Here is a 24,863-nt window from a genome sequence, read left to right as displayed (position 1 = left end):
CGCGTCCGCGTGGCCGGGGTCGGCCGCCTGCCAGAGGGAGGTTCTCAGTCGTCCTCGGGACAGATGAAGGTGCCGGAGGGTCCCCATCGCGTCACCGGAGCCGCTTTCACGTCCACCGCCCCGCACGTCAGGTCGTCGACGATGGCGCCGTCCGCGGTGATCTCCCGGATGTCGACCTCTTTGTTCACCGGATACTTGCGGCCCTTCCCGAAGGTCATGATCCCCGACTCGCCGACGAAGTCGGTGACTCCCGTCGACTGGAGATATGTGACGACGGCACTGGGGGTGAACCGCGGGTCGGTGTCCAGCATGTCGTTCATCACCCGGAAGTAGACACGCACCGCGTCGTAGCCGGCGGCGGCGTCGCTGTCGGCGGAGACGTCGTAGGACTCCTTGAAGCCCGTGGCGAAGGGCCCCTTGGCGTCGGGCAGGCTGAACTGGTTGTAGAAGAGGCTCAGCGAGCCGAACTCCCTCGGCATCGTCTCCGGATGCTGCACCAGTCCGGGAGCGGGGCTCTCGGCCAGCACGGCGACGCGGCCCCCGCGCGTACGGCACTGCTTGTCGCTCTGCAGGTAGTAGAACAGGTCGTACATGACGCTGGACCGGCCCGCGTAGACGACGAAGCCGTCGGTCCTGCGGATCAGCGCACAGACACCGGCCGCCACGGCGGCCGTCCGGCTGTCCTTGCTCGATTCGCCGTACGGCACCGGGTAGACCGGCCCGGCCGACCCGTAGGCGCGGGTGAACCGCTTCTTCAGGTCCACGCTGAAGTAGGCGTCGTGCGGGTCGAAGACCAGGACGGCGGCGGGCGCGCTGTGCCCCGGCGCGGCCTTGGTCAGAGCCGCCAGCCGGGGTGAGCGCCGGGCGAAGGACGCCATGACGCGCGCGACCCGCTCGTCGGGCGCCGAGAGCTGGAAGTACGACACCGGGGAGTCGCCCTCGACCATGGGCTGGCCCGAGACTCCAGTGCCGAGGACCGTGACACCCTGGGCGTCGAGTTCGATCGCGGCCTGGAGGGACTCCGGGCGGCTCTGGGTGAGGCCGATGACACCGGCGATGTGATCCCGGTGAATGCGCCGGACAATCATGTGGGCCACATCCACACGGCTGTCGTTCCGTGTGTTGAGTCCGCCGTGCGAGCCGTAGGTGAAGTACTCCCCCGCGTTGGCGACGAGAAGCCGGATCGGCATCTGGGACTTGAGGTTCAGGTGGTTCACCTGGTCCTGGGCGAGCAGCGCTCCCCGCAGCATCTGGAAGCCCGTGGGCACCGTGCGGCGTGATGTGGAGCCGACGCTCAGCGGAGCGAGGAAGACCAGGGTGCGATAGGGCTTCGACCGGTCGACGTCCGCGTTCTGGCGGCCCAACCGGTCTTCGAGAGACCTCAGTTCGGGTGCGTACAGACCATGGGCGAGCTCGCATCCGTCGCTGCCGTCGGTGATCCCCACGCGCTCGCCCGTGTCGACCCGCGGACACCAGGTGTCGGTGGCACGGGACACGGGCCGGGGCTCGACTCGGTGATGTGTCCCGCCGAGCCCCGGCACCCGCGACAGTCCGGCGGCGACCACGGCCATGACCGCCAGGACGGCCACGCCGGCCACCGCGGGGCGCAGCCAGTCGCTCCCGCGCCGCTCGCGGGAGCGCACGGTCCGCTGCACCGCGGGCCGTTCGGCGCTCGTCCCGTTGTCGGGCACGCGGGAGAGCGGCACCGCGCGCACCGCCTCGGCCGAGTGTCCGGAGGCGCCCGCGGCGAGCACCGAGGCCACCGCCTGGGCCGTCGCGCCGTAGGTGCTCGGCCGGGCGTTCTGGCCCGGGATGCCGGGCCTGGGCAGGGCGACGGCGTACGGCGGGATGTCCGCCGTGGCGGCGCCCAGGACGAGCAGCGGGCAGGTCCCGGGCTCCTCGGACACGGCGGAGAAGGAGTTCAGGAGCTTGCGGCTCGGGGAATCGTCGCCCCCGACCGTCGGCAGCAGCAGGACGAAGGGCCATCGCCGCCGTGGTCTGCGCGCGCTCCACACCGGCGGCCGGGCCGCCCGCGCGAGGTCGTGGAGGAGTGCGGTCAGCAGGACCTGCCGGACCACGGCCTCGTCGCGGGCCGAGACGGCGGACGCCGCGGACCTGGCGGCCGCGGCCGCCGGAGCCCCTTCGTCGGCCCGCGCTTCCCGGTCGGCCCGGTCCTGGGCCCGGGACCGCAGGTGGGCGTCGCGCAGGGACAGGGCGGCGTTGAGGAAGCTGCGCCCGGGCTCGTCCAGCATCCCGCCGACCCACCGGAAGCGTGCGCCGCGGTCGATCCGTACGCCGTACGACCACCGCCACAGCCAGGCCAGTGGTGTGGTCACCAGTCTCGTGATGGCCGACCACTGCCTCGCGCCGAGTTCCTCGCCCAGGGCGGTGACCTCGGCGGCGAACCCGAACTTCCAGGCGTACTTGTCGTAGATCCGGTCGCGCAGCGCCCGCCGTTCGTCCCGCACGTCCCCGTCGGCGATGTCGGCGCGCAGCACCGAGAGACAGGCGTCGAACTCGGTCAGCCGCAAGGTGCCGGAGCCGTCCGGCATGGTGACGCGCAACTGCCGGGCCACCCGGTCGAGGAGTCGTACGTGGGGGCCTTCGGGCCGGTCGGTGTCCTCGCCGGGGTGCTCGCAGGCGAGGAGTTCCTCGTCGACCAGCGCGTGGGGCGCGAGGCTGGCCAGGTGGCCCGTCTCACCGGTGCTCAGGCGTACGAGGCGGTGGTGGTAGGCGTGCACCAGGGCCGACAGCGCGGGATCGGGCTCGCCCTGCCCTGTGTCCGCCGTCGCCGCGCCGGCCGGGGTGGTGCCCGCGGTGGTCGCGCCGGGCGCGGGCTCGCGGGTGAACAGCAGGGCGGGCAGCCGGTGTCCCGGGCTCTGCCGCCCGTGCGGGGCGCCGTTGCGGCGGTCGACGACGTACCGGTCGATCACTCGGACGATGTCGTCGAAACCGCTGGGGAGGACGAGATCGTTCTCGTTCGTCCGATGGGGCTGCGGCACGCGGGTCCTCCCGGATGCTGGGAAAGAGGAGGCGAGCCTAGGAATTCCCGGAGGGTTTACGGGTGCTTTGGCGCGAAAAGGCACTCGTTGAACGATGACGACCGATTGCCTTTCGGATGGGACACGCACGGGCTCCGGCGCCGTGGGGGAGCGCCGGAGCCCGCGCTGGAGGGGGTCAGGGCTGGAGGGGCATCGTCCAGCAGTTGGAGGAGGCGCGCTTGCCGGAGAGGCGGTCGGTCAGCCAGGAGATGGCGTCGCCCTGGTCGGTGATGAGGGGTGCGACGTGGTTGAGGAGCAGTCCGTCGCCGAGGTTCGGCAGGATGATGGCGTCGTAGGTGATGTCGGCGCCCTTGCGGCACCAGTCGACGGCGAGTTGACGTGCCTGGGCGTGCGGGACGATGTCGTCCTGGACGCCGGTGACCAGGCGTACCGGACTGGTCGGCTTCAGGTTGCCGATGCGCTGGTCGGCGAGCGTGGCCTGGAGGGCCGGGGTGCTCTCCACGAGTTGGCTGACGGACTTGCCGTCCGTCGTCCAGGAGGTGCTCTTCTTGAACGCGTAGCCGAGGATCGCGTCTCCGACGCACATCGTGGAGAGGTCCTTCAGCGCGGCCTTCCCGGAGGCGTTGATGTGGGCGTCGGCGAAGTCCTGGAGATCGGGGTCGGACTGCAGGAAGCCGTTGAGGGACCAGCCCAGCGCGCCGGCGAGGGCGCTGCCGTCGATGCCCTTGATCACCGAGGTGAGGTTGGCGGGCGGGGCGCCGGAGTAGGTGCCGGCCAGCGTGATGTCCGGGGCGTAGGTGGGCTGGAGTTCGGCCGCCGACGCGCTGGCGCCGCCGCCCTGGCTGTAGCCGAAGAGGCCGACGGGCGAGGCGGCGCCGACCGAGGCCCCAGTGAGCCCGCGTGCGGCGCGGACGGCGTCGAGCAGGGCGTGGCCGCCGTCGAGGCGGTCGACGTACGTGTGGAGCCGGTCGGTGGCGCCGAGCCCGACGTAGTCGGTGACGACCACCGCCACCCCCTTGGCCAGGAGCCGGTAGACCGCGAGGTCCTCGTAACCGACCGAGACCGTCTCGCCGTTGAAGGTGATCGGGTGTTCGAGGCCCATGGAGGCCGCGCACTGGTCGCCCTGGCCCATGGTGCCGGGGGCCACGGCCACCAGGGGGCGCGCGCCGCCGCCCTTCCAGGCGGCGGAGGGCTCGATGTAGGCGCCGGTCACGGCGACGGGCTGTCCGTTGGAGTCGGTCGACTTGTACATCAGGCGGGTCGCGGTGCCGGGGAGCGGACCGTCGAGGCCGGGCAGGCTGAGCGCGAGGGGAAGGGGTTCGCTGCGGATCAGGGCGCCGTCGGCCGCGGGGAGGTTCGCGGGCGGCGTGTAGAACGCGGGGATGGTCACGCCCCGGGACACCACCGCGCCCCCGTCGGCGGCCGCCGCGGGGAGCGCCTGGACGCTCAGACAGGCGAGAACGGCGAGTGCGGTGGCGAGGAGGCGGCCGCGGTTGCGTGCGGCGGACTCGGGGCGCGCGGAGGGCGGGGTCCGCTCGGCGCGCGGGCGTCGGTCTGCGGACGGATGCGGCCGAGGGGTGCTGTGGGGTCGTTGCATGCGGCTCACTCCCTGCTTCGTCAAAACGTGGGGGTCGTGCGGGCGGCCTAGGGCGTCAATGGCGTGACGCCGGTTCTGGCTGAGGGGTGCCGACCGGGCCGCCACCGCTGGACCGGCGGTGACGGTGACGGGTCGGTGAGGGGGGAAATGGCACTGCCCGGACGCGGACTTGGGCAGGACGGGACCACGCGCCCAGCCGCGTCGCGGAGGTGGACAGGACTGACGAACCGCCCGCGCGCCGTCGGCCGGGCGGCGCGTGGTGCGGCATCGCTCCTGTCTCTGCTCCCGGAAGCGACGGACGTCGAAGTCCCGTTCGACGCCCGCTAGTTACTCCCGAGTCACATCAGGAGAGTAGGAGCGGATGTCACTCAGTGACAAGATGTCTGCGCGCGTCAGTTCTGCGCGGCTCGCTATGCTGCTCCGGTCGATGAGACAGGGGTGGTGGGGCGACGGTGCGCGAAGCGGCACCCGCAGACCGGGCCACGACGGCCGCGCGGCCGTCACTGGGCGAACGACGCAAGCAGGCTCTCCGGCTGGACATAGCCCGCGAGGCCGTGCGCCTGTTCGTCTCACAGGGCGTCACGAGCACCACGGGGGACCAGATCGCGGAGGCGGTGGGCGTCTCGACCCGCACGCTGTGGCGCCACTTTCCCACCAAGGAGAGCTGCGTACGCCCGTTACTCACGGCGGGACTCGACGCCGCCACGGACCAGCTGCGCCACTGGCCGCCGGAGACCGGCCTACTGGACTTCCTCACCCGCTCCTGCCGCCGCGGGACGCTGCCGTCCGCCGACCCGGCGGTGCTCGACCTGATCCGCATGACCCCCGCCGAGCCCGCACTGCGTGCCGTCTGGCTCCAGGCCCACGACGACGCGCTGCCCGTCCTCACCGAAGCCCTCGCCAGACGTTCCGGCAGGAGCGCGGACGATCTGCGGGTGAAGGTGCACGCGGCCACCGTCAACGGCGCGCTACGCGCGGCCGCGGAGGACTTCGCCGTACGTTTCGCCGACGCGGCGCAGGCCTCCGAGGAGGACCTCGCCGCGTGCATGCACGCCGCCCTCCACGCGGCCTCGGAGGGCCTGCCGTACTGACGCGGGCAACGGCGCGTCATGACAGGCCGATCGGAGCCGGGGGCCGAAGGCGAGAGACGCGGGAACGGCGGCCGGGTAAAGAATTCACCTGGTCTAGTCCAAAGCCTCATTTGGTCTAGTCCAACATATTGACGTGATCGCGACAGGACCCGGAAGCTGGAGCCTCCCCCACCCCTCTGGAGGCACAGTGAGACGTCTTCGCGCATGTCTGGGCGCGGCGGCCGCCGTGAGCCTGGCCGCGGTCGGCACGACCGCCCTCGTCGCGGGCAGCGCCTCGGGCGCGACCACGGCGCTCAGCAACCGGTGGTACGCCGCCGCCCCCTACCTGATGCCGCTGGACAACGACCCGCCGGACGCGGGCGCCATCATGGACGCGACCGGCCTCAAGGCCTTCCAGCTCGCCTTCATCCTCGCCCCCAACGGCGGTGGCTGCACACCGACTTGGGACGGAACGGCAGCGGTTTCCTCGGACACCGCCGTGCAGTCGGTCATCAACACCATCCGCGCCAAGGGCGGCGACGTCTCCGTCTCGATCGGCGGTTACGGCGGCACCAAGCTCGGCCAGGCCTGCTCGGACGCGGCCGCCACCGCCGCCGCGTACCAGCAGGTCATCACCAAGTACGGGCTGCACGCGATCGACTTCGACCTCGAGGAGCCGGAGTACGAGAACACGGCGGCCGTCAGGAACGAGATCGGCGCCGCCAAGATCCTTCAGCAGAACAACCCGGGCCTGTACGTGTCCGTCACCACGGCCGGAACGGCCGACGGAACCGGCTGGTTCGGCAAGCAGATGCTGCTGGAGGCGAAGTCGCAGGGCTTCACCCCGAACAACTTCTCCATCATGCCCTTCGACGGCGGCTTCAACGGCGCCGCGTCCCAGACCGGCGCGCTCGCCAACTTCAACACGATCCTCCAGTCGACCTTCGGCTGGAACCAGGCGACCGCGTACGCCCACGAGGGCTTCTCCGGCATGAACGGCCGCAGTGACACCGGCGAGTACTTCTCCCAGGCCGACTTCCAGACGGTGCTGGACTTCGCCACGAGCCACGCCATGGACCGGTTCACCTTCTGGTCCCTGAACCGCGACCGCCAGTGCTCCCCCGCCGACAACGGCGGCCGCACGTCGGGCACGTGCTCCAGCGTGACCCAGAACTCATGGGACTTCGCGAAGTACTCGGTGAAGTTCGCCGGCGCGACCCCGCCCACCGGCACTCCCACCCCCACCCCGACGCCCACCCCGACACCGACCCCCACGCCGGGCGGCGGCTGCAAGACGGCCTGGAACGCGGCCACGGTCTACACCGCGGGCAACGAGGCCTCGTACAACCACCACAACTGGAAGGCCAAGTGGTGGACCCAGAACGAGACGCCCACCGGCGTCGACTGGGGTCCGTGGCAGGACGAGGGCACCTGCTGACATCTCCCGACCGAATGCCCGTATTGCCCCCGAAGTCCGCCCTCGTGGCACGTTCTCGCTGCTCAGGGTCTTGTCGTCGCTCCGGTTGCCTGGTCTTCTGTACGCCCGGTGACCGGTAATCCGTCGTCTCCCCCGGCCCGTCCGTGGCCCGGAGGAGACGACGGCGGCAGGAGACAGGATGGGCGACGACGTGGACGCAGTGGCTGGGCAGGACGTGCGAAGGGGGCTGCCCGAGGGGCTGGCCGCCGCGATACGCGACACCGCCGAGGAGATCGCCGCGCTGCTGCGGGCCGACGCCGACATGGAACGCCGGATCCCGGGGGCCGAGTGGAGCGTCGGCGAGGCGGCCGCGCATCTGGCGCTGGCCAACGAGCTGATGGCCGGGCTCGCGGCGGGACACGCGCGCGCCTACGGGGACGGCACACCGCAGAGCCTCGCCGGGGCCAACGAGCGGTCGCTGGCGGAGTTCGGGGAACGGGACGCCGAGCCCCTGGCCGCGATGATCGTCGAGCAGGCCGACGCCTGTGTGAAGGCACTGGAGGAAGAGACCTCCGAGGGGCCCGTGGTCACCCCGCTCGGCTCGATGAGCCCGCGGGAGCTGGGGTCGTATCTGCTCACGCACATGCTCGGCCACGGCTACGACCTCGCCCGCGCGCTGGGGCGGCCGCACATGCTCGACCGGGCCCGGGTCCGGCTGACCCTGCCGTTCATGCTCACGGCGATGCCACGGGTCACCGACCCGCTGCGCACCGCCGGTGTGAACGCCCGCTACGACATACGGCTGTGGGGCGGCGGCGGGTTCGGCGTGACCCTGGCCGACGGTGTGCTGACCGTCGACCCGGAGCCGCCGGCCGGGCCGGACTGCACCATCTCCATCGAACCGGTCACCTTCCTGCTGATGGGCCTCGGCCGGCTGGGACAAGTCGGCCCCATCCTGCGCGGCCGCATCCTCGTCCGGGGCCGCAAGCCCTGGCTCGCGCCCCGTTTCCCGGGCCTGTTCACGGCGCCCTGAGCGCGCGGTCCCGCCGGGGGTCAGCCGAGCCTGCGGTCGAGGTTGAAGGCGGCGCTGATCAGGGCGAGGTGGGTGAAGGCCTGGGGGAAGTTGCCGCACTGTTCCCCGGTGTGGCCGATCTCCTCCGCGTAGAGGCCGAGGTGGTTGGCGTAGGTGAGCATCTTCTCGAAGGCGAGCCGGGCCTCGTCCAGGCGGCCCGCCCTGGTGAGTGCCTCGACGTACCAGAACGAGCAGATCGAGAAGGTGCCCTCCTCTCCGCTGAGGCCGTCCGGACTCGCCAGTGGGTCGTAGCGGTAGACGAGTGAGTCGGAGACCAGCTCCTCGCCCAGGGCGTCGAGGGTGGCGAGCCACTTCGGGTCGGTCGGGGAGATGAACTTCCCGAGCGGCATCATCAGCAGCGACGCGTCGAGGATGTCGCTGTTCTCCGTCTGGGTGAAGGCGTTGCGTGCCGGGGACCAGCCCTGGCTCATGATCCGCCGGTAGATCGTGTCACGGGCGGTGCCCCAGCGGTTCAGGTCGGCGGGCAGGCCGCGGTGCCGGGCCAGCCGCATGGCGCGTTCGATGGCCACCCAGCACATGAGGCGGGAGTAGAGGAAGGGCTTGCGGCCTCCGCGGGTCTCCCAGACTCCCTCGTCCGGCTGGTCCCAGTTCTCGCACACCCAGTCGACGATTCCGCTGACGCTGTTCCAGTGCGCGCTGGAGAGGGGTTGCCCCCACTTGTCGTAGAGGTAGAGCGAGTCGACCAGGGCCCCGTAGATGTCGAGCTGGAGCTGGCCGACGGCGCCGTTGCCGACACGTACGGGGGACGATCCGCGATGGCCCTCCAGATGAGTCAGCTCGCGCTCGGGCAGGTCACGACGCCCGTCGATGCCGTACATGATCTGCAGGGGGCCGTCCGGGCCGATGTCCGCGGGTATCTCGCACTGGACGTGCGCGCACAGGAAGTTCATGAACGCCTCGGCCTCGTCCTTGAAGCCGAGACGCAGCAGCGCGTACACGCAGAACGCGGCGTCGCGGACCCACACATAGCGGTAGTCCCAGTTGCGCTCGCCGCCGATCCGCTCGGGCAGGCTGGTGGTGGGCGCGGCGATGATGGCGCCGGTGGGGGCGTACGTGAGCAGCTTCAGGGTGAGGGCGGAGCGGTGCACCATCTCCCGCCAGCGGCCCCGGTAGCGCGACTGCGACAGCCAGCGCCGCCAGTAGCGCACGGTGGCCCCGAACTCCCGCTCGGCCTCCGCCACGGCGCAGAACCGCGGAGGCACCTCGTCGGTGACCTGGTCGAGGGTGAAGACCGCGGTCTCCCCTTCGCGCAGTTTGAACAGCGACCACACGTCGTTCCCCGCCGCCTCGATGGGCACGGTGGCCGTCAGGGCCAGCCTCAGCGCGGGCGTGGCGAAGACGGCCTGGCCGGAGTCGATGTGCACGGTGTGCGGGGTCGTCCCGTAGTCGAAGCGGGGGGCGACGCGCGCGCGGAAGGGCAGGGTCCCTCGGACGCACACCACGCGGCGGATCAGGCGGTGCCGGTCGGTCTCGCGCGAGTCGTCGACGACCGGCATGAAGTCCTGGATCTCCCCGACCCCGTCGTCCGCGAAGAACCGGGTGATCAGCACGTTCGTGTCGGGGAAGTAGAACTGCTTCGTACGCGCCGGAACGTCGGCGGCGAGTTCGAAGCAGCCGCCCTTGTCGGCGTCCAGGATCGAGGCGAAGACGCTGGGCGCGTCGAAGCGGGGGCAGCAGTACCAGTCGATGGTGCCGTCGGTGCCGACCAGGGCCGCGCTGCGCAGGTCGCCGATCAGGCCGTGGTCGGCGATCGACAGGTAGCGGGGGGTGCCCGTGCCGAACGGGGCACCGGGTGCGCCATGTCTCCCGCCGTCCGCGCCGTACGAGGCGCCGGGGCCGTCATGTGTACCGGCGCCCGTGCCGTGGCGGGCGCCGGATGCGCCGTGCGGCCCGCTGTCCGCACCGTACGTGGCGCCGGGTGCGCCGGGTGCGCCATGCGTACCGTCGTCCGCGCCGACCCCGGAATTCGTGTCTGCCGTACCGGCCATACCGGCCTCCTCTGGGCCGTCACCCGAACCTCCCCCTCCGCTCCAGGCTAACCAGTCGTCCGAGGTCCGGGGTGGTCGTGCGTGCTCAGTGCTTCAGGACGACCTTGGCGGCGACGATGATCAGTCCGAGGGCCAGGTTCACGAAACCCTCGGCGACGACGAGCCCGCGGGAGGCGCCGGCGCGGACGGCTCCGAGGCACGCCCACATGACCTGCTGTCCCACCGCGATGCCCAGAGCGATCCACAGGCCCGTGCTCACACTCATGTCGAGGAGGGCGCTCAGGGCGATCGCGACGGCGGGGAGGGTGGCCGCCTCGACGATGGACCACTCGTGCGTGCCGATCCGGCGGATCTGGCGCAGGGACCACCGCTGGCCGACGATGCGTTCTCCGGCGATCTGCGCGTACACATGGGTCGCCCAGAAGACCAGGCCGGTGACCACCAGCAGCACGACGGCCTGAAGACGCGGGAATTCCCCTGTCGTTCCGGCCGTGGCCACGACCGAGGCGGCCAGGATCGAGCCGTAGATGGCGCCCGCGTAGTCGGTTCGGTGGCCGGCCGGCCGGTCTGCGCCGACCCCGCCCTCGGGCGGAACGCTGGAGCCGCTCACCCGTTCACGATAGGCGGCGGGGCGGGGCCCCGCCCGGCGAGTGGGCCGTCCGGGCGGGCGCGGGGCGCCGCCGGCCGTGACGGGGAGAATGGGCCGGCACGGTCACCGCCTGCCGGGCACCGTCACCACCGTGTCAGGCACCGTCACCGCCCTGCCGGGCACCGTCACCACCGTGTCAGGCACCGTCACCGCCCTGCCGGGCGCCGGTCGGGCGGAAGCACGCCGTGACCGTCTTTCCGTGCCGCTGGCACTTCATGCCCCACTCGTCGGCGAGCATCCGCACGATGCCCACCCCGCGGCCGGACACCGCTCCCGGCTCCGGATCACGCTGGAGCGGCAGGGTGGAGTCCTCGTCGTGGACACTCACATGCAGGCAGTCGCCGTCCCAGGTGAGGACGAGATGCGCGTCGCTGTGGGCGTGGACGTGGGCGTTGGTGAGCAACTCGGAGACCGTCAGCACGACGGCGTCCACCGTTTCGGGCTCCTCCGCCGTCCACGCCAGGCGCTCCAGGTGCCTGCGGGTCCAGCGTCGCCCGGCGCTCACCCCTCCGGAGACCGGGAACGAGTGCGCCCAGCCCATCGCCTTGACCGCCATCGCCCGACCTCGCTCCCGCTCGTTCCGTCCCTGACCTGTCGTACGGGTCGTGTACCCGCGCGCCGCCGGTACAGTCGGCATACCGCCGATACCCCCGGCACACCGCCGCGGCCCTCCACACCTGCCCCCAGGGAGGAGTTGGGACCGGGGTTCATGTGCCCGCTCCGGTGCCCGGGCGACACCTGAGGGGAGTCAATTCCGTGGTACGACCCGAACTCCCCTTTGGGGCGAACCCGCACGCGAATGGAACAACGGGCCAACACTGTCCGTACTATCTGTAAGCCGGGGCATACGCACCAAGTGCGGTCGCCCAGCCATGCAGCCCGGTCCGACACCAACACGCCCTGCCCCACGGCATCTTCCCGGGGTGTTCATGTGGCGACCGCGCTCCGAAGAGAGGTCCCATCGTGCCCGACACCACAACTTCCACCGAACTGACGTCGCAGTACACGGCCCAGGTGGTCGCCGACCTGGAGCGCAACGCCAAGGAACAGGAGCGCATCGGTGCGGAAATGGAGGCGCTGCAGGAGCAGTTGAACGCTCTGCGGCACGACCACTCCGTGCTCACCAACCTGCAGCAGGCGCTGGGAGTCACAGCCGCGCCCGTCGGGACCGGACCCGAGCCGACGGCGGCGGCCTCGGTGCCCCGTCAGAAGGCCCCCGGAAAGCCCGCCGAGGGCAAGTCCGCCGAGGGCAGGCGCACCCGGGTCAGGAAGGCCGCCGACGGCAAGAAGGCCGACACCGGGAAGGCCACGGCGACACGGGCGTCGGCGGCCAAGAAGCCCGCGGCCAACGACACCTCGACGCAGCCCACCCTCATCGAGCTGATCCGCCGCTACCTCACGGATCAGCGGGAACCCCGCTCCGCCGCCGAGGTGTCCACGGCACTGGTCCAGACACATCCCGAGCGCCGCATCCAGACCAACGTCGTCCGGACCACCCTCGAGAACCTCGTGGCCAAGAGCCATGCCCACCGCGCCAAGCAGGGCACGTCCGTGTTCTACACGGCCGTCGAGGCCGACGAGCCGTCGGCGCCGTCGACCGCCGCGGAAAAGCCCGTGAAGGCGGAGACCAAGGTCAAGGCGGAGGCGAAGACGGACAGCGTCTGAAATGGTGGAACCCCGTTCGCCGTACGGGGCTTGCACATTCACGCGGCCTCGTGGCCGCGCGGAGATCGGTGAAGTCCGGTGCCACGGCCGCGGCGTTCGCGCCGCGGCCCGCCACCGCACCGTGCCATGCCGTGCCGTGCCGTGCCGTGCCGGTCAGGCCGTCACCTTGGCCATGAACGCCGCGAGGTTCGCCACGGTCCGCTGGATCTTCTCCTCCAGCGTCAGCGACTCGCGCAGCCGCCCTCCGGCGCCCGCGTCCCTCTTCCCCCGCACATACAGCGAACAGGCGAGGTCGCTGCATATGTAGGCGCCGACCGAGTTGCCCTGCTGCCCGGCCTTCCCCGCCTTGGGCGCGACCATCAGGGAGACACCGCCGGTGTGGGTGGTCACACACATCGAGCACATGCTGCGCCGTAGCTGCCCCACCGTCGCGCTGGGACAGCGCAGCATGAGGCCCTTCAGGCCGTCACCCAGTTCGGCCACGACATAGGCGCGATCGGGCGCCTGAGGGTCCCGCCAGCCGAGGTAGTCCAGGTCGTCCCAGGGCCGTTCTGCCAGGTCGCGCGGGACGGACAGACGCTTCGCCTCACCCTTGGTGCAGTTCACGAACGCGGTACGGATCTCTTGCTCGGTCAACGGCTTCATAAGACTCACGGTAATTTGCCTAAAAGCTTTAGGCAAATGCATAATCGGTTACGCCGAGGGGGAGGGCGAGAGAGAGGAAGCACATGGGTCGCGCGGGACTGAACACCGAACGCCTGACACGGGCGGGAGCGGAGCTGGCCGACGAGGTCGGCTTCGATCAGGTGACCGTCTCGGCCCTGGCCAGGCGGTTCGACGTCAAGGTCGCGAGTCTGTACTCGCACGTGAAGAGCTCGCAGGACCTCAAGACCCGCATCGCCCTGCTCGCCCTGGACGAACTGGCCGAGCGGGGTGCCGCCGCGCTGGCCGGAAGGGCAGGACGGGACGCCCTGACCGCCTTCGCGAACGTCTACCGCGACTACGCCCGGGAGCACCCCGGCCGCTATGCCGCCGCCCGGTTGAGGCTCGACCCCGAGACCGCGGCGGCGAGCGCGGGCGTCAAGCACGCGCGGATGATGCGGGCGATCCTGCGGGGCTACGACCTCACGGAACCGGACGAGACCCATGCGGTCCGTCTGCTGGGCAGTGTGTTCCACGGCTATGTGAGCCTGGAGTCGAGTGGGGGCTTCAGCCACAGTGCCCCCGACTCCTCCGAGAGCTGGGCGCGCGTCCTGGACGCCCTCGACGCCTTGCTGCGCAACTGGCCCGCCCCCTGAGTCCGCCGCCCTGCTGCGCAACGGCCCGCCCCTGAGTCCGCCGCCCTCCCGGCCGGTGGCCCCGAGGGCCCGCGCTTCCCGGGCCTGTGCCGGACACCGTCGACTCTGCCGGTGTCCGGCACGGAACCATTCTCCGTGCTCCCCTCCCGACATCGTGGATCGCGGTGCATGACATGCGCATTGCCGGTTCCCGGCAGTGTTGCCTAGGCTCTGCGTGCCGGTCACCGTCAAGAAGTCGTCACCGGGCCGTAAGGAAACCGGGGGACGAACGGATGGAACGGCGGATACCCGAGCAGTATCTGGAGGGCTACGCCCGGATACTGGTGGATGTCTCCGTCACCGGCAGGCGCCTCACCCGCGACGAGATCGAGTCCCGGCGACACCTCGGCGAACGGGCCGCCGACGCCGGTCACAGCCTGCCCGCCCTCATCAGTGCCCACCTCTCCGCCGCCCGCGCCGCCTGGCCCGCCTCACCCGGTTCGGCCGACGGCGCGCTGGCCGCGGTCCAACAGGTCATCGACGCCTTCGCCGAGGGCTACGGCCGGGCCCAGCTCCTCGCCGTACGCAAGGAGGAGGCCGCCCGGCGCGAGTTCATCGACGACCTCCTGTACGGGCGCAGCGACCTAGGCCGGCTGGCCGAGCGCGCCGAACGCTTCGGTCTGCGGCTCTCCCCCACTCACGCCGTCGCCGTCGCACAGGGCCCGACGGCCTACGACGAGTCGGCGCCCGTACCCCGCCGGGTGGAGCGGGCGCTCATCGCCCGCTTCGGCGACCGCAGCATCCTGTTCACCACGAAGGACGGCAGGATGCTGTGCATCGCCCCCGGCGAACAGGACGACGTCCTCACCCACTTCGCCCAGCAGGCGAACGCGGCCACCGACGGCGGACGGGTGGCCGTCGGCCGGCCCCAGCCCGGACCCGGCGGGGTCGTCCAGTCCTACGAGGAGGCGCTGAACGCCCTCGAACTCGCCGAGCGTCTCGGGCTGGACGCGCCCGTCCTGCGCGCCGCCGACCTGCTCGTGTACCCGGTGTTGACCCGGGACCGCCAGGCGATGGCCGACCTGGTCCTCGTCGCGCTGGGACCGCTCACCTCGGCCCGCGGCGGCGCCCAGCCGCTCCTGGAGACGCTGACCGCGTACTTCGAGACGGGCTGCGTCGCCGCCGCGGCGGCCCGCCGGCTCTCGCTGAGCGTGCGCGCGCTGACGTACCGCCTCGAACGCATCCACCAGCTCACCGGCACCGACCCCGCCGACCCCGCGCACCGCTACACGCTGCAGACCGCCGTCATCGGCGCCCGGCTGCTGGACTGGCCCGCACGGAGTCTGTGACTCAGCGGTAGTCGGGGTTGGGGGCGTCCGGACGACAGCCCGCCTCCCATCGCGAACGCTGGTTGCCGTGTGCGGGGATGCCGCCGGACCGCTTCAGCAGCGCCGCCATGTGCATCAGGTTCCAGGTCATGAACGTGGTGTTGCGATTGGTGAAGTCGTTCTCGGGACCGCCCGAACCCGGGTCGAGATACGACGGGCCGGGTCCCGCCGGCCCGATCCAGCCGGCGTCGGCCTGCGGCGGGATGGTGTAGCCGAGGTGCTGGAGGCTGTAGAGGAGGTTCATCGCGCAGTGCTTCACGCCGTCCTCGTTGCCGGTGATCAGACAGCCGCCGACGCGACCGTAGTACGCGTACTGGCCCGCGGAGTTGAGCACCCCCGAGGAGCCGTAGAGCCGCTCGACCACCTGCTTGGTGACCGAGCCGTTGTCTCCGAGCCAGATCGGCCCCGCGAGGACGAGGATGTCGGCGGCCATCACCCGTTCCTGGATGGCGGGCCAGTCGTCCGCGGCGAAGCCGTGTTCGGTCATGTCCGGGTAGACACCGCGAGCGATGTCGTGGTCCACGGCGCGTACGACTTCGGTCGTGACGCCCTGCGCCTCCATGATCGCGCTGCTCTTGTCGACCAGTCCCTCGGTGTGACTCAGCGCGGGTGCGGGCTTGAGGGTGCAGTTGATGAACAGCGCGCGCAGGTCTTCGAAGCGGTACGCGTCGTCGGTCGCCGGGGTGGACGGTGGCTCGGTCACGGATGACTCCTTCGTACGGGGCCGTGGCGGCTGGGGCCGGGGAACGGGGTGACCCTGATGCCGGGTCCGACCGGTCGCCCGGGAGCAGCGTCTCGCGTGTGTCCTGGTTTGTCCTCGAACGACTCGGCGGTACGGCCGACACGGATTCCGGGCCGCCCGCGCCCGAACCCGCCCCGCGTCTCCGATGCCGGGCAGGCGCGGCGTTGCGGACACGGCCTAGGGTGGTGGTCGTGACGACTGAACGATGGGAAATCGGCGGCGACTTGGGTGTCGCGCGTATCGGCTACGGCGCGATGAAGCTGACCGGCTGGCCCCGGGGCGAGCGGCCGGACCGGGAAACCTCGCTGGGCATTCTGCGGCGCGCGGTGGAGCTCGGGGTGAACCACATCGACACCTCGTACTACTACGCGCGTGACGGAGTGTCGGCGAACGAGCTGATCCGGGAGGCACTGCACCCGTATCCGGACGACCTGGTGATCGTGACCAAGGTGGGCGCCCTGGTCGAGGGTGCCGACATCGCGCTGCCCGCGGCGGAGAAGACGGGTCTGACGGCCGACAATCTGCGCCGGGGTGTCGAGGCGAACCTCCGCTCGCTCGGCCTGGACCGGATGGACGTGGTGAACCTCCGGATGGGTGATGTCGGCGAGGCGGGCGCGATCTCCCTGGCCGAGCCGTTGGAAACCCTGCTGGCGCTGCGGGACGAGGGCCTGATCCGGCACCTGGGCATCTCCAACGTCTCGGCCGACGAGTTCGCCGAGGCCCGCAAGATCGCGCCGATCTCCTGTGTCCAGAACCTCTACAACCTGTCCCGGCGCGATGACGACCCCCTCGTCGACGCCTGCGCCGAGGCCGGTATCGCCTACGTCCCCTTCTTCCCGGTCGGCGGCTTCCAGCCCGTCACCGCCGAACACCTGGAGGCCGTGGCCGCGCGCCACCGGGCGACCACTCCTCAGGTGGCGCTGGCCTGGCTGCTGGCCCGGTCTCCGGGCATCCTCCTCATCCCCGGCACCGGCTCCCTGGCGCACCTGGAGGAGAACATCGCCGCGGGAGCACTCGAACTGACCGCCGAGGACCTCGCCGAACTGGGGTGACGGACACCCGGCGATCCGTTCCGCGCCGTCTGCAACCGAAGGGGCCCCGATCGTGTCTCAGCACCTGACTGGAGCGCGTGGGGACCGGACTGCCGCACGGGCCCCACGTCTCGGGGAGGCATGAGTCATGAACACATGGGCGGTACCGGGCTACACCGAGTCCCGCGAGCTCGGTTCGGGGGCGAGCGGTCGCGTCGCGCTGTCCGTGCACGAGGAGACCGGCCATCCGGTCGCGGTGAAGTACCTCAGTGAGTCGCTGCGCACCCGTCCGGGCTTCGTACAGGAGTTCCGGGCGGAGGCGCGGCTGCTCGGCGGGCTGCGCAGCGACCACGTGGCCGGCCTCTACGAGTACGTGGAGGGACCGGACGGCGCGGCCATCGTCATGGAACTGGTGGACGGAGTGTGCCTGCGGGTCCTGCTCGCCCAGCAGGCCCCGTTCGACCCGGAGGCCGCTCTCGTCCTCCTCAAGGGTTCGCTGCTCGGCCTCGCCGACGCCCACCGCGTCGGCGTCGTCCACCGTGACTACAAGCCGGAGAACGTCCTCGTCCGCCCCGACGGCACGTCGAAGCTCGTCGACTTCGGGATCGCCGCCACCGACGGCACCACGGCGGGCATCGCGGGCACCCCGTCGTACATGGCTCCCGAGCAGTGGACCGGCGCGCCCGCCTCGCCGGCCGCCGACGTCTACGCCGCGACCGCGACGTTCTTCGAGTGCCTGACCGGCCACAAGCCCTACACGGGCGAGAACCTCGCCGAACTCGCCCTCCAGCACGTGGACGGAGTCATCCCCGCCGACGAGGTCCCCGAGCCGGTCCGCTCGCTCGTCCAGCGGGGCCTCGCCAAGGCGCCCGGACAACGGCCCGCCCACGCCGAGGACTTCGTCGCGGAACTCGAGGCGACGGCCGGCGGCGCGTACGGCCCGGACTGGGAGGAGCGCGGCCGCCGCCAACTCGCGGCGCTCGCCGCCCTGTTCCTTCTGCTGCTTCCCTCCGCCCCCTCCGTGCCGCGTCACGCCACGGACACCGCGCGCACGATCCTCGCCAGGACGCCGGACTGGCTGCGGGCCTGGCGGCCGAGCCTCCGCTCGCTCCTGGTGTCCGGTGCCGCGCTCATCGCGGCCCTTCTGCTGACGTACGGCATCGACCGGCACGCCCCGGACTTCGGCACACCCCGGAGGGCCGCGGAGGCTCTGGCCACCACCAGCGCGCAGCCGACCGGTGACGGCGGCCCCACGGCGACGGCGGACTCGGGCTCCCCGACGCCGTCGTCCTCGTCGTCCACGTCGGCTTCGCCCACGCCGTCCGGTTCGGCCACGGACGCCACCGCCGGGCCGTCCGCGACGGCGTCCGCCACCACCAGCGCGTCCGCGTCGGCCACCCTCGCGCCGCCGACGACGCCGGCCACGACGACGGCCTCACCCACCACGACCTCCCCGTCGCCCTCCCCCACCGTCGGCGTCAAGTCCGTCGTGTTCAGCGGCTTCCGGCAGACGGGAACCTCGACGGCGGCCGCGACGGTCACCGTGACGACCGACGGCACCGGGCCGGTCACACTCACGGTCGCGTGGTTCACCGGTGAGGTCAGCGGCCAGGCCGGAACACAGGACGGGGCGGCGGAGACGTACCGGCGCAGCGGCGCGACCCAGTACACCATCGCCCTCGACCATACGTTCCAGGGCACGGGCTGCTACTGGGGCGTGCAGGCCAGGACCCAGCCGGCCTCCGCCGACGGCGGCGGCTGGGAGCAGCTTCTCACCCGGCGGTGTTCGATCGGATGAACCAGAACCAGAGCGCCTCGGGCGCCTCCTCCCCCGACGACGACTACAGCGCGACCGTGCTGGCCAGCCACTGGATCCAGCGGCCGGACTCCTCCGACACCCTCGCCCTCACCGAGAATTCGGCGACCATCGAGCTGTCGGGCGGCACGGCCGGGGAGGTCCGGCCCGACCGCGTCGAGGGCACGCTGCTGCGCTTCGGCCCCGGCGTGAACGCCGACACCATGCGCCGGATCGGCCACGTCGCTCCGCCCGTGCGGGTACGACGCCGGACGTGGCGCCGGCACGCGCTGCCGGGCGTGGTGCTGCTGGCCGTCGTCGCCTTCCTCCTGTGGCACCGCTCCACCCCGTCCCTCGGGGTGGACGACGTCACGCTCTCCGCCGCGTCACCGTCCCCCGGCTGCGACGAGACCACCGACATCACGGCCACGGTGACCACCAACGGCAGGGCCGGTGAGCTCACGTACCGCTGGGTCCGCAGCGACGGCACCTCCTCGGACATCCTGCACGAGGACCTGACGCGTGATCAGAAGCAGGCGCGCATGCACCTGTTGTGGACGTTCCAGGGCAACGGCCGCTACGCCGCACGTGCCGAGCTGCGCCTGCTCTCCCCCGTGCAGCGCACCGTGTCGACGAAGCTCACGTACCACTGCCCCTGACGTCACCGGGCACCCGCCCGGCCGCCCCGCCGCCACCGTGGCCGTCAGACGGCCACGGCCGAACCGCGCACGCACATGGCCGGGGCGCACAGGATCGCCTTTCTGCGCGGCCTCTTTCCCTCGATCGCGGACGCGGTCAACCGGGCGGCCTCCGCGGCGATCTGCGTCAGTCCCCAGCCGACCGTGGTCAGCGGCGGCGCGAGAACCCGGGAGACGGGGTGGTCGTCGAAGCCGACCACGGAGACATCGCGCCCCACGACGAGTGACGCCTCGGCCGCGGCCGCGTACACCCCGTAGGCCAGGGAGTCGGAGAAACAGAAGACGGCCGTGGCGCGCCGCTCCCCGTCCAGGACCCGCCGCGCGACGACGGTCGCCGCACCCAGCTCCTGCGGACAGGGCACGAGTTCGGCCCGCAGCCCTATCCGGTCCGCCGCCTCGCGCACATACACGTCGGCGGGCCGGTCGGGCGTGCTCGGCCGGGTCGGGGTCAGGACCGTCACCCGGCGATGGCCGAGACCGTGGAGGTACTCCAGCACGGCGTCGATCCCGGCCCGGTTGTCGAAGATGACCTGTCCGGCCGTGCGCGCCCGGCTCAGCGAGTCGCCGACCGCGACGACCGGCAGCGCGTCGGCGATCGCCGACCACTGCTTCGCCGCGGGGTTCACCGGGGACACCACGAGGGCGTCGACACGCTGGTCGCGCAGTTGCTTGGCGAGGACGAGCTCGCGATCGGGGTCGCCGCCCGCGTCCAGGATCAGGGCGTAGCGGTCGCCCGCCAGGAGCTCCCGGCCGATCGCCGCCATGAGCTGCTGCTGCCACAGATCCTGGAGGTCACCGGCGAGCACGCCGACCATGCTGGTGCGGCCGCTCGCGAGGGCACGGGCGATGGGATCGGCCTCGTAGCCGAGTTCGGCCGCGGCCTTGCGCACCCGTTCCTCGGTCTCCTTGGAGACCTGCTTGCCGCGCAGGGCGTAGGAGACGGCGGCGGTGGAGAGGCCGGTGGCCTCGGCCACCTCCCTGAGGGTGGTGCGCTTCTGGGGCCTGACCATGCCGGGAAGCCTACCGGGCCGCGCCCGCGGTTCGGGCGAGTGATTGACACGACGGGTTGTTAACCGCTTAAGTTAAGCGCATCACTGAAGCGGTTAACTTATGACGCTCCCGCCTGGCGACCGCTCAGACTCATCAAGGACTTCAGGATGCCCGTCGACGTCCACCAGCACATCTGGCCACCGGATCTCGTCGAGCTGCTGCGTGCGCGCACCACGCCGCCGCGCCTCGACGGCTGGACGCTGCGCCTGGACGGTGAGCCGCCCTACGCGGTGGATCCGGCCGACCACGACATCGGCGCCCGGACACGTCTGGCCGTCGCCGACGGTCTCGACCTCGCCCTGGTCTCCCTCTCCAGCCCGCTGGGCGTCGAGCACCTGCCAGCGGCGGAAGCCCTGCCCCTGCTGAGCGCCTTCCACGACGGGGCGCTCACGCTTCCCGCGCCCTTCGGCGTGTGGGCCTCCGCCTGCCTGAGCGAACCGGATCCCGAGGCGGTGGAACGCGAACTGCGCCGGGGCTGCGTGGGCCTCCAACTCCCGGCCACCGCGCTCCTGGACGCGGCGGGCTGGCACGGTCGAGCTCCGCTCCTGGACGTCCTCACCCGCCTCGGCAAACCCTTGTTCGTCCACCCGGGTACGGCGCCGCCCACTCCTGGGGCCCCACCCTGGTGGGCGGCCCTGGTCCCCTATCAACAGCAGCTCCACGCCGCGTGGTTCGCGTTCCGGGCCTTCGGCCGCGCCCGCCATCCGGGGCTGCGTGTCTGCTTCGCCGCGCTCGCCGGCCTGGCCCCGTTGCACGGCGAACGGCTCGCGGCGCGGGGCGGCGGCCGCGGCGAGGTCGACTTCGACGTCTTCTACGACACGTCCTCGTACGGCACGCGAGCCGTGGACGCGCTCGTCCGGGCCGTCGGCATCGACGGCGTCGTCAGCGGAAGCGACCGGCCCTACGCACCACCCGTCGTCCCCGACCTGGGCGCGGACGCCGCCGTCCACGCCCTGCGCACCGTCAACCCCGCCCGTCTGCTGCACGGCCGCGCCTGAGCCGCCCCGCGGACCGCCTCTGGAAGGGAACCCCGCCGTGACGTACTCGTCCCTGCCGGACCGCACGCTCGACAAGCACGAACTCCGGCAACTCGTCGACGACCTCGCCGCCCGGCCCGGGCTGTGGCGGGACCTGATCGCCTTCTCCCACGAGGAGCGGCACTACGTCTCGCTGCACCGCGACGCGTACGTCGACCTCTGGCTGCTGTGCTGGACCCGGCGGAACGACACCGGCTGGCACGACCACGACATCTCCTCGGGTGCCGTGCGGGTGGTCCAGGGCACGCTGACCGAGTCCAACCCCCGTATCGGCGGCCGTCATCTGTCCGTAGGTGTCGCCGCGGGCCACTCGTTCTGCTTCGGCCCCGACCACATCCACCGCCTCACCGGCGCCACCGACGACGCGGTCTCCCTGCACGCCTACTCGCCGCCGCTGTGGCGCCTCGGGCAGTACGACATCACCGAGGACGGCCTGATGCGCCGCGTCTCCGTCTCGTACGCCGACGAACTGCGCCCCATGGACAGCCCGGCGGCGTGACGGCTCCCGGCCGGCGCGGCCGGAGACCCGGGCGAGGGGGGAGCCCGTCGCCCGGGCCGGCGTGAGGCGCGGCGGCGTCAGGCGCTCGGCGGCGTGCAGGCGCTCAGGCCGGTGACGTAGTTGAGCTGGGGACCGTAGCCGGCGAAGGTGGCGATCGCCTGGGGAAACAGGGTGCGGCAGGGCGCGTCCTGGTACTCGGTGTACTGGACGGTGACGTTCACGGTGGTGTCGCAGTCGTTGACGACGGTCGTGTAGCGCCAGTCGCTGTAGTAGTGGACGCAGTCCGGGACGGGGGTCGCGTCGACGGCGTCCCCCGCGAGGACGCCCGGTCCCGCGTCACGCGCGGTGGCCGGTGCGCCGGCGGCACCCAACAGGCCCAGCACCGCGACGGACAGGCCCAGAGCCGCCCTGAGCCCGCGCGGATGTACGGAGCGGCTGATGGTGAACATGGAGGCGTCCTTCAGGTCGGCGAATGCTGCGGCCGTGGAGCCGCGGCGCGAGCCACCTTGCAACGCCTGCAAGAATTGCGCAAAGCTATGCAACATCTTTCAGTCGATGGTGAACTCTCAACCGAACAGGTGCCGTTCACGAAAATGCCCCGTTACGGGCCTTGCGCACGCCTTCGTCACGCCGTGCGCTTGGCGCCGTCCCGGTGCGGACCGGACCGCGGGTCGGCCGGGCACGGGCGGGACCGCGGTCAGCCGCGCGATCTGCCCTGGTCCCGTCGGCCCTGCCGGGATGGGGCGTGACCACGTCCGCCGGAACGGCGGCGCGACGGTGCCGGGGGCGCGTCCGCGCTGTTGAAGCCGGGTCCGCTCGGGGCGCTGAAGCCGCCGGGAACCGCGGGAGCGACCGCGGGGGCACCGGCGGTGGCCGCCGGAGCGGAGGGCGCGGACGGCGTGCGGGTGCGCGGCACCGCGCGGCCCAGGACGCGGGTGTGCGTCATCAAGGGGGCGCAGGCGGCGCAGACTTCCATCAGGTTCCACACCTGGGCAATGGCCGGATCATGGCGCAGCACCAGCAGCACGCTGCCCATGCAGTGCACCTGGGTGCCCTCGTGCGAGGCGCACTGCGTCTGCCGGCAGGCGCAGGCGGCGTCCGCGTGCACGGTGGCCGCGCGGGCGTGCGCCCCGATGTGGGCCTCGGCGAAACGGCGCAGCGCGGCGAGGTCACGGGACCGCGGCGGCATGGCACAGGGAGAGGAGCACGTGACCGACGCGGTGCGGTCACTGTGGCCGGAGATGCGGACGGTCCAGGTGCGTCCGGGACGCCGCGCGGCAGGAGATTCTGAGTGTGGGAGGTCCAAGACCGGCAGTCCTTCGGCAGTGGGATGTTCGCGCGGATGCGCATGGAGGTTCTTTACCCGCGCGGGCCGGTCCGTCATCCACCGGTGGGCCGCGAGCGTCCTCGAATATACGAGCGATGGAGTGCGCGGGCCCGGACTGCTGTCGTGCGGGGCTGTGATCTTCCCACAGCGGCGCGTCGGACGAGTTCGACCCGCCTGGGGCCCTGAGGATAACCCCGTGGTGGCGTGCGAACCATCAGGGGTGGGCGGATCACGTGCCCGCGATGCCGGTCCGCCGGGTCAGCGGCCGGAGCGGCCGCCCGTGACGCGGCTCCACAGGGACCGGGTGGCGCCGAATCCGGTCTCATGGACCCAGACATGGGTGCACGAGGGGCACTGCAGGTGGAGCAGGCTTCCGGTGGTGGCGAGCAGGTAGCGCCAGTGGTCGGAACACGACCGCCGCTGTTCGCAGGAGGCACATCCGTGACTGTCCGCGCAGTTCGGGCAGGTCACCCAGGCGCGCCGCCCGACGTCCGCCTGCGGGTCAAGCGGCAGCACGGCCGTCTCCGCGATCGGGAAGCACGCCGGCCGCGACGAGGTCGTCGTACACGCGCCGCTGCTCCTCGTCGAGCCCGGAGTACAGGAGCGCGTACGCGGCCTCCTCCTGGCGCATCACCTCCATCGGGTCCCAGTCGGGGCCGAGGACGGCCAGGACCTGGGCCTGACGCAGGACCTCCTGGGCGGTGAGGTCGATCGAGAACTCGACCAGCTCGGGGTCGGGGCCGCTGGGGAGCGGGGGGATTCGTGGGGCCATGGGAGAGAACTTAGGTATGCCTTTCTTGTCGGACAAGAGGAGGTGGGCGAAGTCACAGCGGGCCCGCGAACAGAGGGCCTTACGAGTCCCTCACAACTTCGCCATCCATTGATCACATCATCGGTATGCTCACGGGGCTTCATCCGCACCACTGAGGGGGGATTCCTCATGCGTATCCGCACTGCCCTGGCTGTCACCGCCGCCGCTGCCGGCACGCTCGCCGCCATCGCCACGGCTCCGGCCCAGGCCACGGAGTATTCGTCCGCGCTGAAGATCAAGGGCGTCCAGTACGACGCGCCCGGCAGGGACTCCAACAGCTGCTCCAGCGGCAACACGAAGAACGAGTACCTGACGATCAAGAACTACTCGTCGAGTACGACCGTGAACCTGAAGGGTTACGTCGTCAAGGACGCGACGGGCAACAAGTTCACCTTCCCGGCGAACCACTACCTGGAGCCCGGGGACTCCGTGAAGCTCCGGGGCGGCCACGGCACCGACTCGGACGCCGGCAACGTCGTCTACCGCCAGAACTGCAACTTCATCTGGAACAACGACAAGGACAGCATCTACCTGTACAAGTCGTCCGGCGCCCGCGCCGACGTCCACTCGTACACCAAGTCGGCCAACGACCGTGACGGCAACGGCTACATCACGTACCACGGCTGAGCCGAAAAACGACCGCCCCGGGGGGGGGGGGCCGCCGGGGGGGGGCCGCCCGGCGGGGGCCCGGCTCGCGACCGCGGGCGCGCTGTGGGTGGGGTGGGGA

General features: G+C 71.6%; 24 protein-coding genes. 12 read left to right on the top strand and 12 right to left on the bottom strand.

The features are described 5' to 3' along the window. Window positions 1–44 precede the first annotated feature (44 nt). Together ACFXGX_RS28395 and ACFXGX_RS28390 are read right to left on the bottom strand one after the other, a co-directional pair. Entirely contained in the window at window positions 45–3,002 is a 2,958-nt protein-coding gene (locus ACFXGX_RS28395) for a hypothetical protein (RefSeq protein WP_384796311.1), read from the bottom strand. A gap of 175 nt (window positions 3,003–3,177) precedes the next feature. Further along, entirely contained in the window at window positions 3,178–4,599 is a 1,422-nt protein-coding gene (locus ACFXGX_RS28390; protein WP_384796310.1) for a lipase family protein, read from the bottom strand. A 452-nt stretch (window positions 4,600–5,051) separates the two neighbouring features. Between ACFXGX_RS28390 and ACFXGX_RS28385 the strand changes: the two genes are divergently transcribed. From ACFXGX_RS28385 to ACFXGX_RS28375, 3 genes are all read left to right on the top strand, one after another. Continuing rightward, the gene (locus ACFXGX_RS28385; RefSeq protein WP_384796308.1) at window positions 5,052–5,690 is read left to right on the top strand and encodes a TetR family transcriptional regulator; all 639 of its coding nucleotides are present in this window, start codon (window positions 5,052–5,054) and stop codon (window positions 5,688–5,690) included. 187 nt (window positions 5,691–5,877) lie between these two features. Next, entirely contained in the window at window positions 5,878–7,107 is a 1,230-nt protein-coding gene (locus ACFXGX_RS28380; RefSeq protein WP_384796306.1) for a carbohydrate-binding protein, read from the top strand. A gap of 178 nt (window positions 7,108–7,285) precedes the next feature. Beyond that, window positions 7,286–8,119 carry a maleylpyruvate isomerase family mycothiol-dependent enzyme gene (locus tag ACFXGX_RS28375; protein WP_384796304.1) on the top strand — a complete coding sequence of 278 codons (834 nt, stop codon included), beginning with the start codon at window positions 7,286–7,288 and terminating at the stop codon, window positions 8,117–8,119. Between the two features lie 20 nt (window positions 8,120–8,139). On the opposite strand, the gene ACFXGX_RS28370 is transcribed toward ACFXGX_RS28375, so the two are convergent. The 3 genes from ACFXGX_RS28370 to ACFXGX_RS28360 form a co-directional block, all read right to left on the bottom strand. Further along, window positions 8,140–10,167 (bottom strand): glycoside hydrolase family 15 protein, encoded by a 2,028-nt coding sequence (locus tag ACFXGX_RS28370; RefSeq protein ID WP_384796302.1) that lies wholly within the window; start codon window positions 10,165–10,167, stop codon window positions 8,140–8,142. 85 nt (window positions 10,168–10,252) lie between these two features. Continuing rightward, on the bottom strand, window positions 10,253–10,777 hold the full coding sequence (locus ACFXGX_RS28365) for a hypothetical protein (protein ID WP_384796300.1): 525 nt from the start codon (window positions 10,775–10,777) through the stop codon (window positions 10,253–10,255). A gap of 175 nt (window positions 10,778–10,952) precedes the next feature. Continuing rightward, on the bottom strand, window positions 10,953–11,372 hold the full coding sequence (locus ACFXGX_RS28360; protein WP_384796313.1) for an ATP-binding protein: 420 nt from the start codon (window positions 11,370–11,372) through the stop codon (window positions 10,953–10,955). Window positions 11,373–11,779: 407 nt separating this feature from the next. Between ACFXGX_RS28360 and ACFXGX_RS28355 the strand changes: the two genes are divergently transcribed. Continuing rightward, complete coding sequence (locus tag ACFXGX_RS28355; RefSeq protein ID WP_384796299.1) at window positions 11,780–12,481, top strand: hypothetical protein; 702 nt, start codon at window positions 11,780–11,782, stop codon at window positions 12,479–12,481. A gap of 153 nt (window positions 12,482–12,634) precedes the next feature. Here ACFXGX_RS28355 and ACFXGX_RS28350 read toward each other — a convergent pair whose 3' ends face one another. Beyond that, window positions 12,635–13,126 carry an FBP domain-containing protein gene (locus ACFXGX_RS28350; protein ID WP_384796297.1) on the bottom strand — a complete coding sequence of 164 codons (492 nt, stop codon included), beginning with the start codon at window positions 13,124–13,126 and terminating at the stop codon, window positions 12,635–12,637. 83 nt (window positions 13,127–13,209) lie between these two features. On the opposite strand from ACFXGX_RS28350, the gene ACFXGX_RS28345 reads away from it, so the two are divergent. Further along, window positions 13,210–13,779, top strand: coding sequence for a TetR/AcrR family transcriptional regulator (locus ACFXGX_RS28345; protein ID WP_384796295.1), 570 nt, complete (start codon window positions 13,210–13,212; stop codon window positions 13,777–13,779). 272 nt (window positions 13,780–14,051) lie between these two features. Further along, window positions 14,052–15,107: a PucR family transcriptional regulator gene (locus tag ACFXGX_RS28340; RefSeq protein WP_384796293.1), complete on the top strand. Its 1,056-nt coding sequence runs from the start codon at window positions 14,052–14,054 to the stop codon at window positions 15,105–15,107. A gap of 1 nt (window position 15,108) precedes the next feature. On the opposite strand, the gene ACFXGX_RS28335 is transcribed toward ACFXGX_RS28340, so the two are convergent. Continuing rightward, entirely contained in the window at window positions 15,109–15,849 is a 741-nt protein-coding gene (locus ACFXGX_RS28335; protein ID WP_384796292.1) for a flavodoxin family protein, read from the bottom strand. Window positions 15,850–16,079: 230 nt separating this feature from the next. Between ACFXGX_RS28335 and ACFXGX_RS28330 the strand changes: the two genes are divergently transcribed. The 3 genes from ACFXGX_RS28330 (at window position 16,080) to ACFXGX_RS28320 (ending at window position 19,373) form a co-directional block, all read left to right on the top strand. Further along, complete coding sequence (locus ACFXGX_RS28330; RefSeq protein ID WP_384796290.1) at window positions 16,080–16,940, top strand: oxidoreductase; 861 nt, start codon at window positions 16,080–16,082, stop codon at window positions 16,938–16,940. Between the two features lie 127 nt (window positions 16,941–17,067). Next, window positions 17,068–18,717, top strand: a complete 1,650-nt coding sequence (locus tag ACFXGX_RS28325; protein ID WP_384796288.1) for a serine/threonine-protein kinase — start codon at window positions 17,068–17,070, stop codon at window positions 18,715–18,717. After that, window positions 18,714–19,373 (top strand): hypothetical protein, encoded by a 660-nt coding sequence (locus ACFXGX_RS28320; protein ID WP_384796286.1) that lies wholly within the window; start codon window positions 18,714–18,716, stop codon window positions 19,371–19,373. Before ACFXGX_RS28325 ends, ACFXGX_RS28320 begins: the two co-directional genes overlap by 4 nt. Before the next feature lie 44 nt (window positions 19,374–19,417). Here ACFXGX_RS28320 and ACFXGX_RS28315 read toward each other — a convergent pair whose 3' ends face one another. Next, a complete protein-coding gene (locus ACFXGX_RS28315) occupies window positions 19,418–20,422 on the bottom strand; it encodes a LacI family DNA-binding transcriptional regulator (protein WP_384796284.1) in 1,005 nt (334 codons plus the stop codon). Window positions 20,423–20,569: 147 nt separating this feature from the next. Between ACFXGX_RS28315 and ACFXGX_RS28310 the strand changes: the two genes are divergently transcribed. Together ACFXGX_RS28310 and ACFXGX_RS28305 are read left to right on the top strand one after the other, a co-directional pair. Continuing rightward, window positions 20,570–21,460, top strand: a complete 891-nt coding sequence (locus ACFXGX_RS28310; RefSeq protein ID WP_384796282.1) for an amidohydrolase — start codon at window positions 20,570–20,572, stop codon at window positions 21,458–21,460. Between the two features lie 37 nt (window positions 21,461–21,497). Continuing rightward, a complete protein-coding gene (locus tag ACFXGX_RS28305) occupies window positions 21,498–21,998 on the top strand; it encodes a cysteine dioxygenase (RefSeq protein ID WP_384796280.1) in 501 nt (166 codons plus the stop codon). A 77-nt stretch (window positions 21,999–22,075) separates the two neighbouring features. Here ACFXGX_RS28305 and ACFXGX_RS28300 read toward each other — a convergent pair whose 3' ends face one another. From ACFXGX_RS28300 to ACFXGX_RS28285, 4 genes are all read right to left on the bottom strand, one after another. Continuing rightward, window positions 22,076–22,447 (bottom strand): alpha-amylase, encoded by a 372-nt coding sequence (locus ACFXGX_RS28300; RefSeq protein WP_384796278.1) that lies wholly within the window; start codon window positions 22,445–22,447, stop codon window positions 22,076–22,078. A gap of 248 nt (window positions 22,448–22,695) precedes the next feature. Next, window positions 22,696–23,187 (bottom strand): hypothetical protein, encoded by a 492-nt coding sequence (locus ACFXGX_RS28295; protein ID WP_384796276.1) that lies wholly within the window; start codon window positions 23,185–23,187, stop codon window positions 22,696–22,698. Between the two features lie 396 nt (window positions 23,188–23,583). After that, window positions 23,584–23,841 (bottom strand): hypothetical protein, encoded by a 258-nt coding sequence (locus ACFXGX_RS28290; protein ID WP_384796274.1) that lies wholly within the window; start codon window positions 23,839–23,841, stop codon window positions 23,584–23,586. Next, window positions 23,828–24,097: a DUF6400 family protein gene (locus tag ACFXGX_RS28285; RefSeq protein ID WP_384796272.1), complete on the bottom strand. Its 270-nt coding sequence runs from the start codon at window positions 24,095–24,097 to the stop codon at window positions 23,828–23,830. The genes ACFXGX_RS28290 and ACFXGX_RS28285 overlap by 14 nt, the downstream gene beginning before the upstream one ends. 168 nt (window positions 24,098–24,265) lie before the next feature. On the opposite strand from ACFXGX_RS28285, the gene ACFXGX_RS28280 reads away from it, so the two are divergent. Continuing rightward, window positions 24,266–24,763 (top strand): lamin tail domain-containing protein, encoded by a 498-nt coding sequence (locus ACFXGX_RS28280; protein WP_384796270.1) that lies wholly within the window; start codon window positions 24,266–24,268, stop codon window positions 24,761–24,763. Window positions 24,764–24,863: the final 100 nt, after the last annotated feature.

Origin of the sequence: Streptomyces sp. NPDC059371 (assembly GCF_042751995.1) — a bacterium.
GTDB lineage: Bacteria > Actinomycetota > Actinomycetes > Streptomycetales > Streptomycetaceae > Streptomyces.
The sequence above is the reverse complement of the archived record's forward strand: the minus strand, read 5'-3'. Positions and strand labels throughout refer to the sequence as shown.

Coding starts and splice junctions, on each gene's coding strand:
- ACFXGX_RS28390 (WP_384796310.1), bottom strand. CDS start 4,599: ATGCAACGACCCCACAGCACCCCTCGGCCGCATCCGTCCGCAGACCGA.
- ACFXGX_RS28375 (WP_384796304.1), top strand. CDS start 7,286: ATGGGCGACGACGTGGACGCAGTGGCTGGGCAGGACGTGCGAAGGGGG.
- ACFXGX_RS28370 (WP_384796302.1), bottom strand. CDS start 10,167: ATGGCCGGTACGGCAGACACGAATTCCGGGGTCGGCGCGGACGACGGT.
- ACFXGX_RS28360 (WP_384796313.1), bottom strand. CDS start 11,372: ATGGCGGTCAAGGCGATGGGCTGGGCGCACTCGTTCCCGGTCTCCGGA.
- ACFXGX_RS28350 (WP_384796297.1), bottom strand. CDS start 13,126: ATGAAGCCGTTGACCGAGCAAGAGATCCGTACCGCGTTCGTGAACTGC.
- ACFXGX_RS28345 (WP_384796295.1), top strand. CDS start 13,210: ATGGGTCGCGCGGGACTGAACACCGAACGCCTGACACGGGCGGGAGCG.
- ACFXGX_RS28340 (WP_384796293.1), top strand. CDS start 14,052: ATGGAACGGCGGATACCCGAGCAGTATCTGGAGGGCTACGCCCGGATA.
- ACFXGX_RS28325 (WP_384796288.1), top strand. CDS start 17,068: ATGAACACATGGGCGGTACCGGGCTACACCGAGTCCCGCGAGCTCGGT.
- ACFXGX_RS28320 (WP_384796286.1), top strand. CDS start 18,714: ATGAACCAGAACCAGAGCGCCTCGGGCGCCTCCTCCCCCGACGACGAC.
- ACFXGX_RS28315 (WP_384796284.1), bottom strand. CDS start 20,422: ATGGTCAGGCCCCAGAAGCGCACCACCCTCAGGGAGGTGGCCGAGGCC.
- ACFXGX_RS28310 (WP_384796282.1), top strand. CDS start 20,570: ATGCCCGTCGACGTCCACCAGCACATCTGGCCACCGGATCTCGTCGAG.
- ACFXGX_RS28300 (WP_384796278.1), bottom strand. CDS start 22,447: ATGTTCACCATCAGCCGCTCCGTACATCCGCGCGGGCTCAGGGCGGCT.
- ACFXGX_RS28295 (WP_384796276.1), bottom strand. CDS start 23,187: ATGCCGCCGCGGTCCCGTGACCTCGCCGCGCTGCGCCGTTTCGCCGAG.
- ACFXGX_RS28285 (WP_384796272.1), bottom strand. CDS start 24,097: ATGGCCCCACGAATCCCCCCGCTCCCCAGCGGCCCCGACCCCGAGCTG.
- ACFXGX_RS28280 (WP_384796270.1), top strand. CDS start 24,266: ATGCGTATCCGCACTGCCCTGGCTGTCACCGCCGCCGCTGCCGGCACG.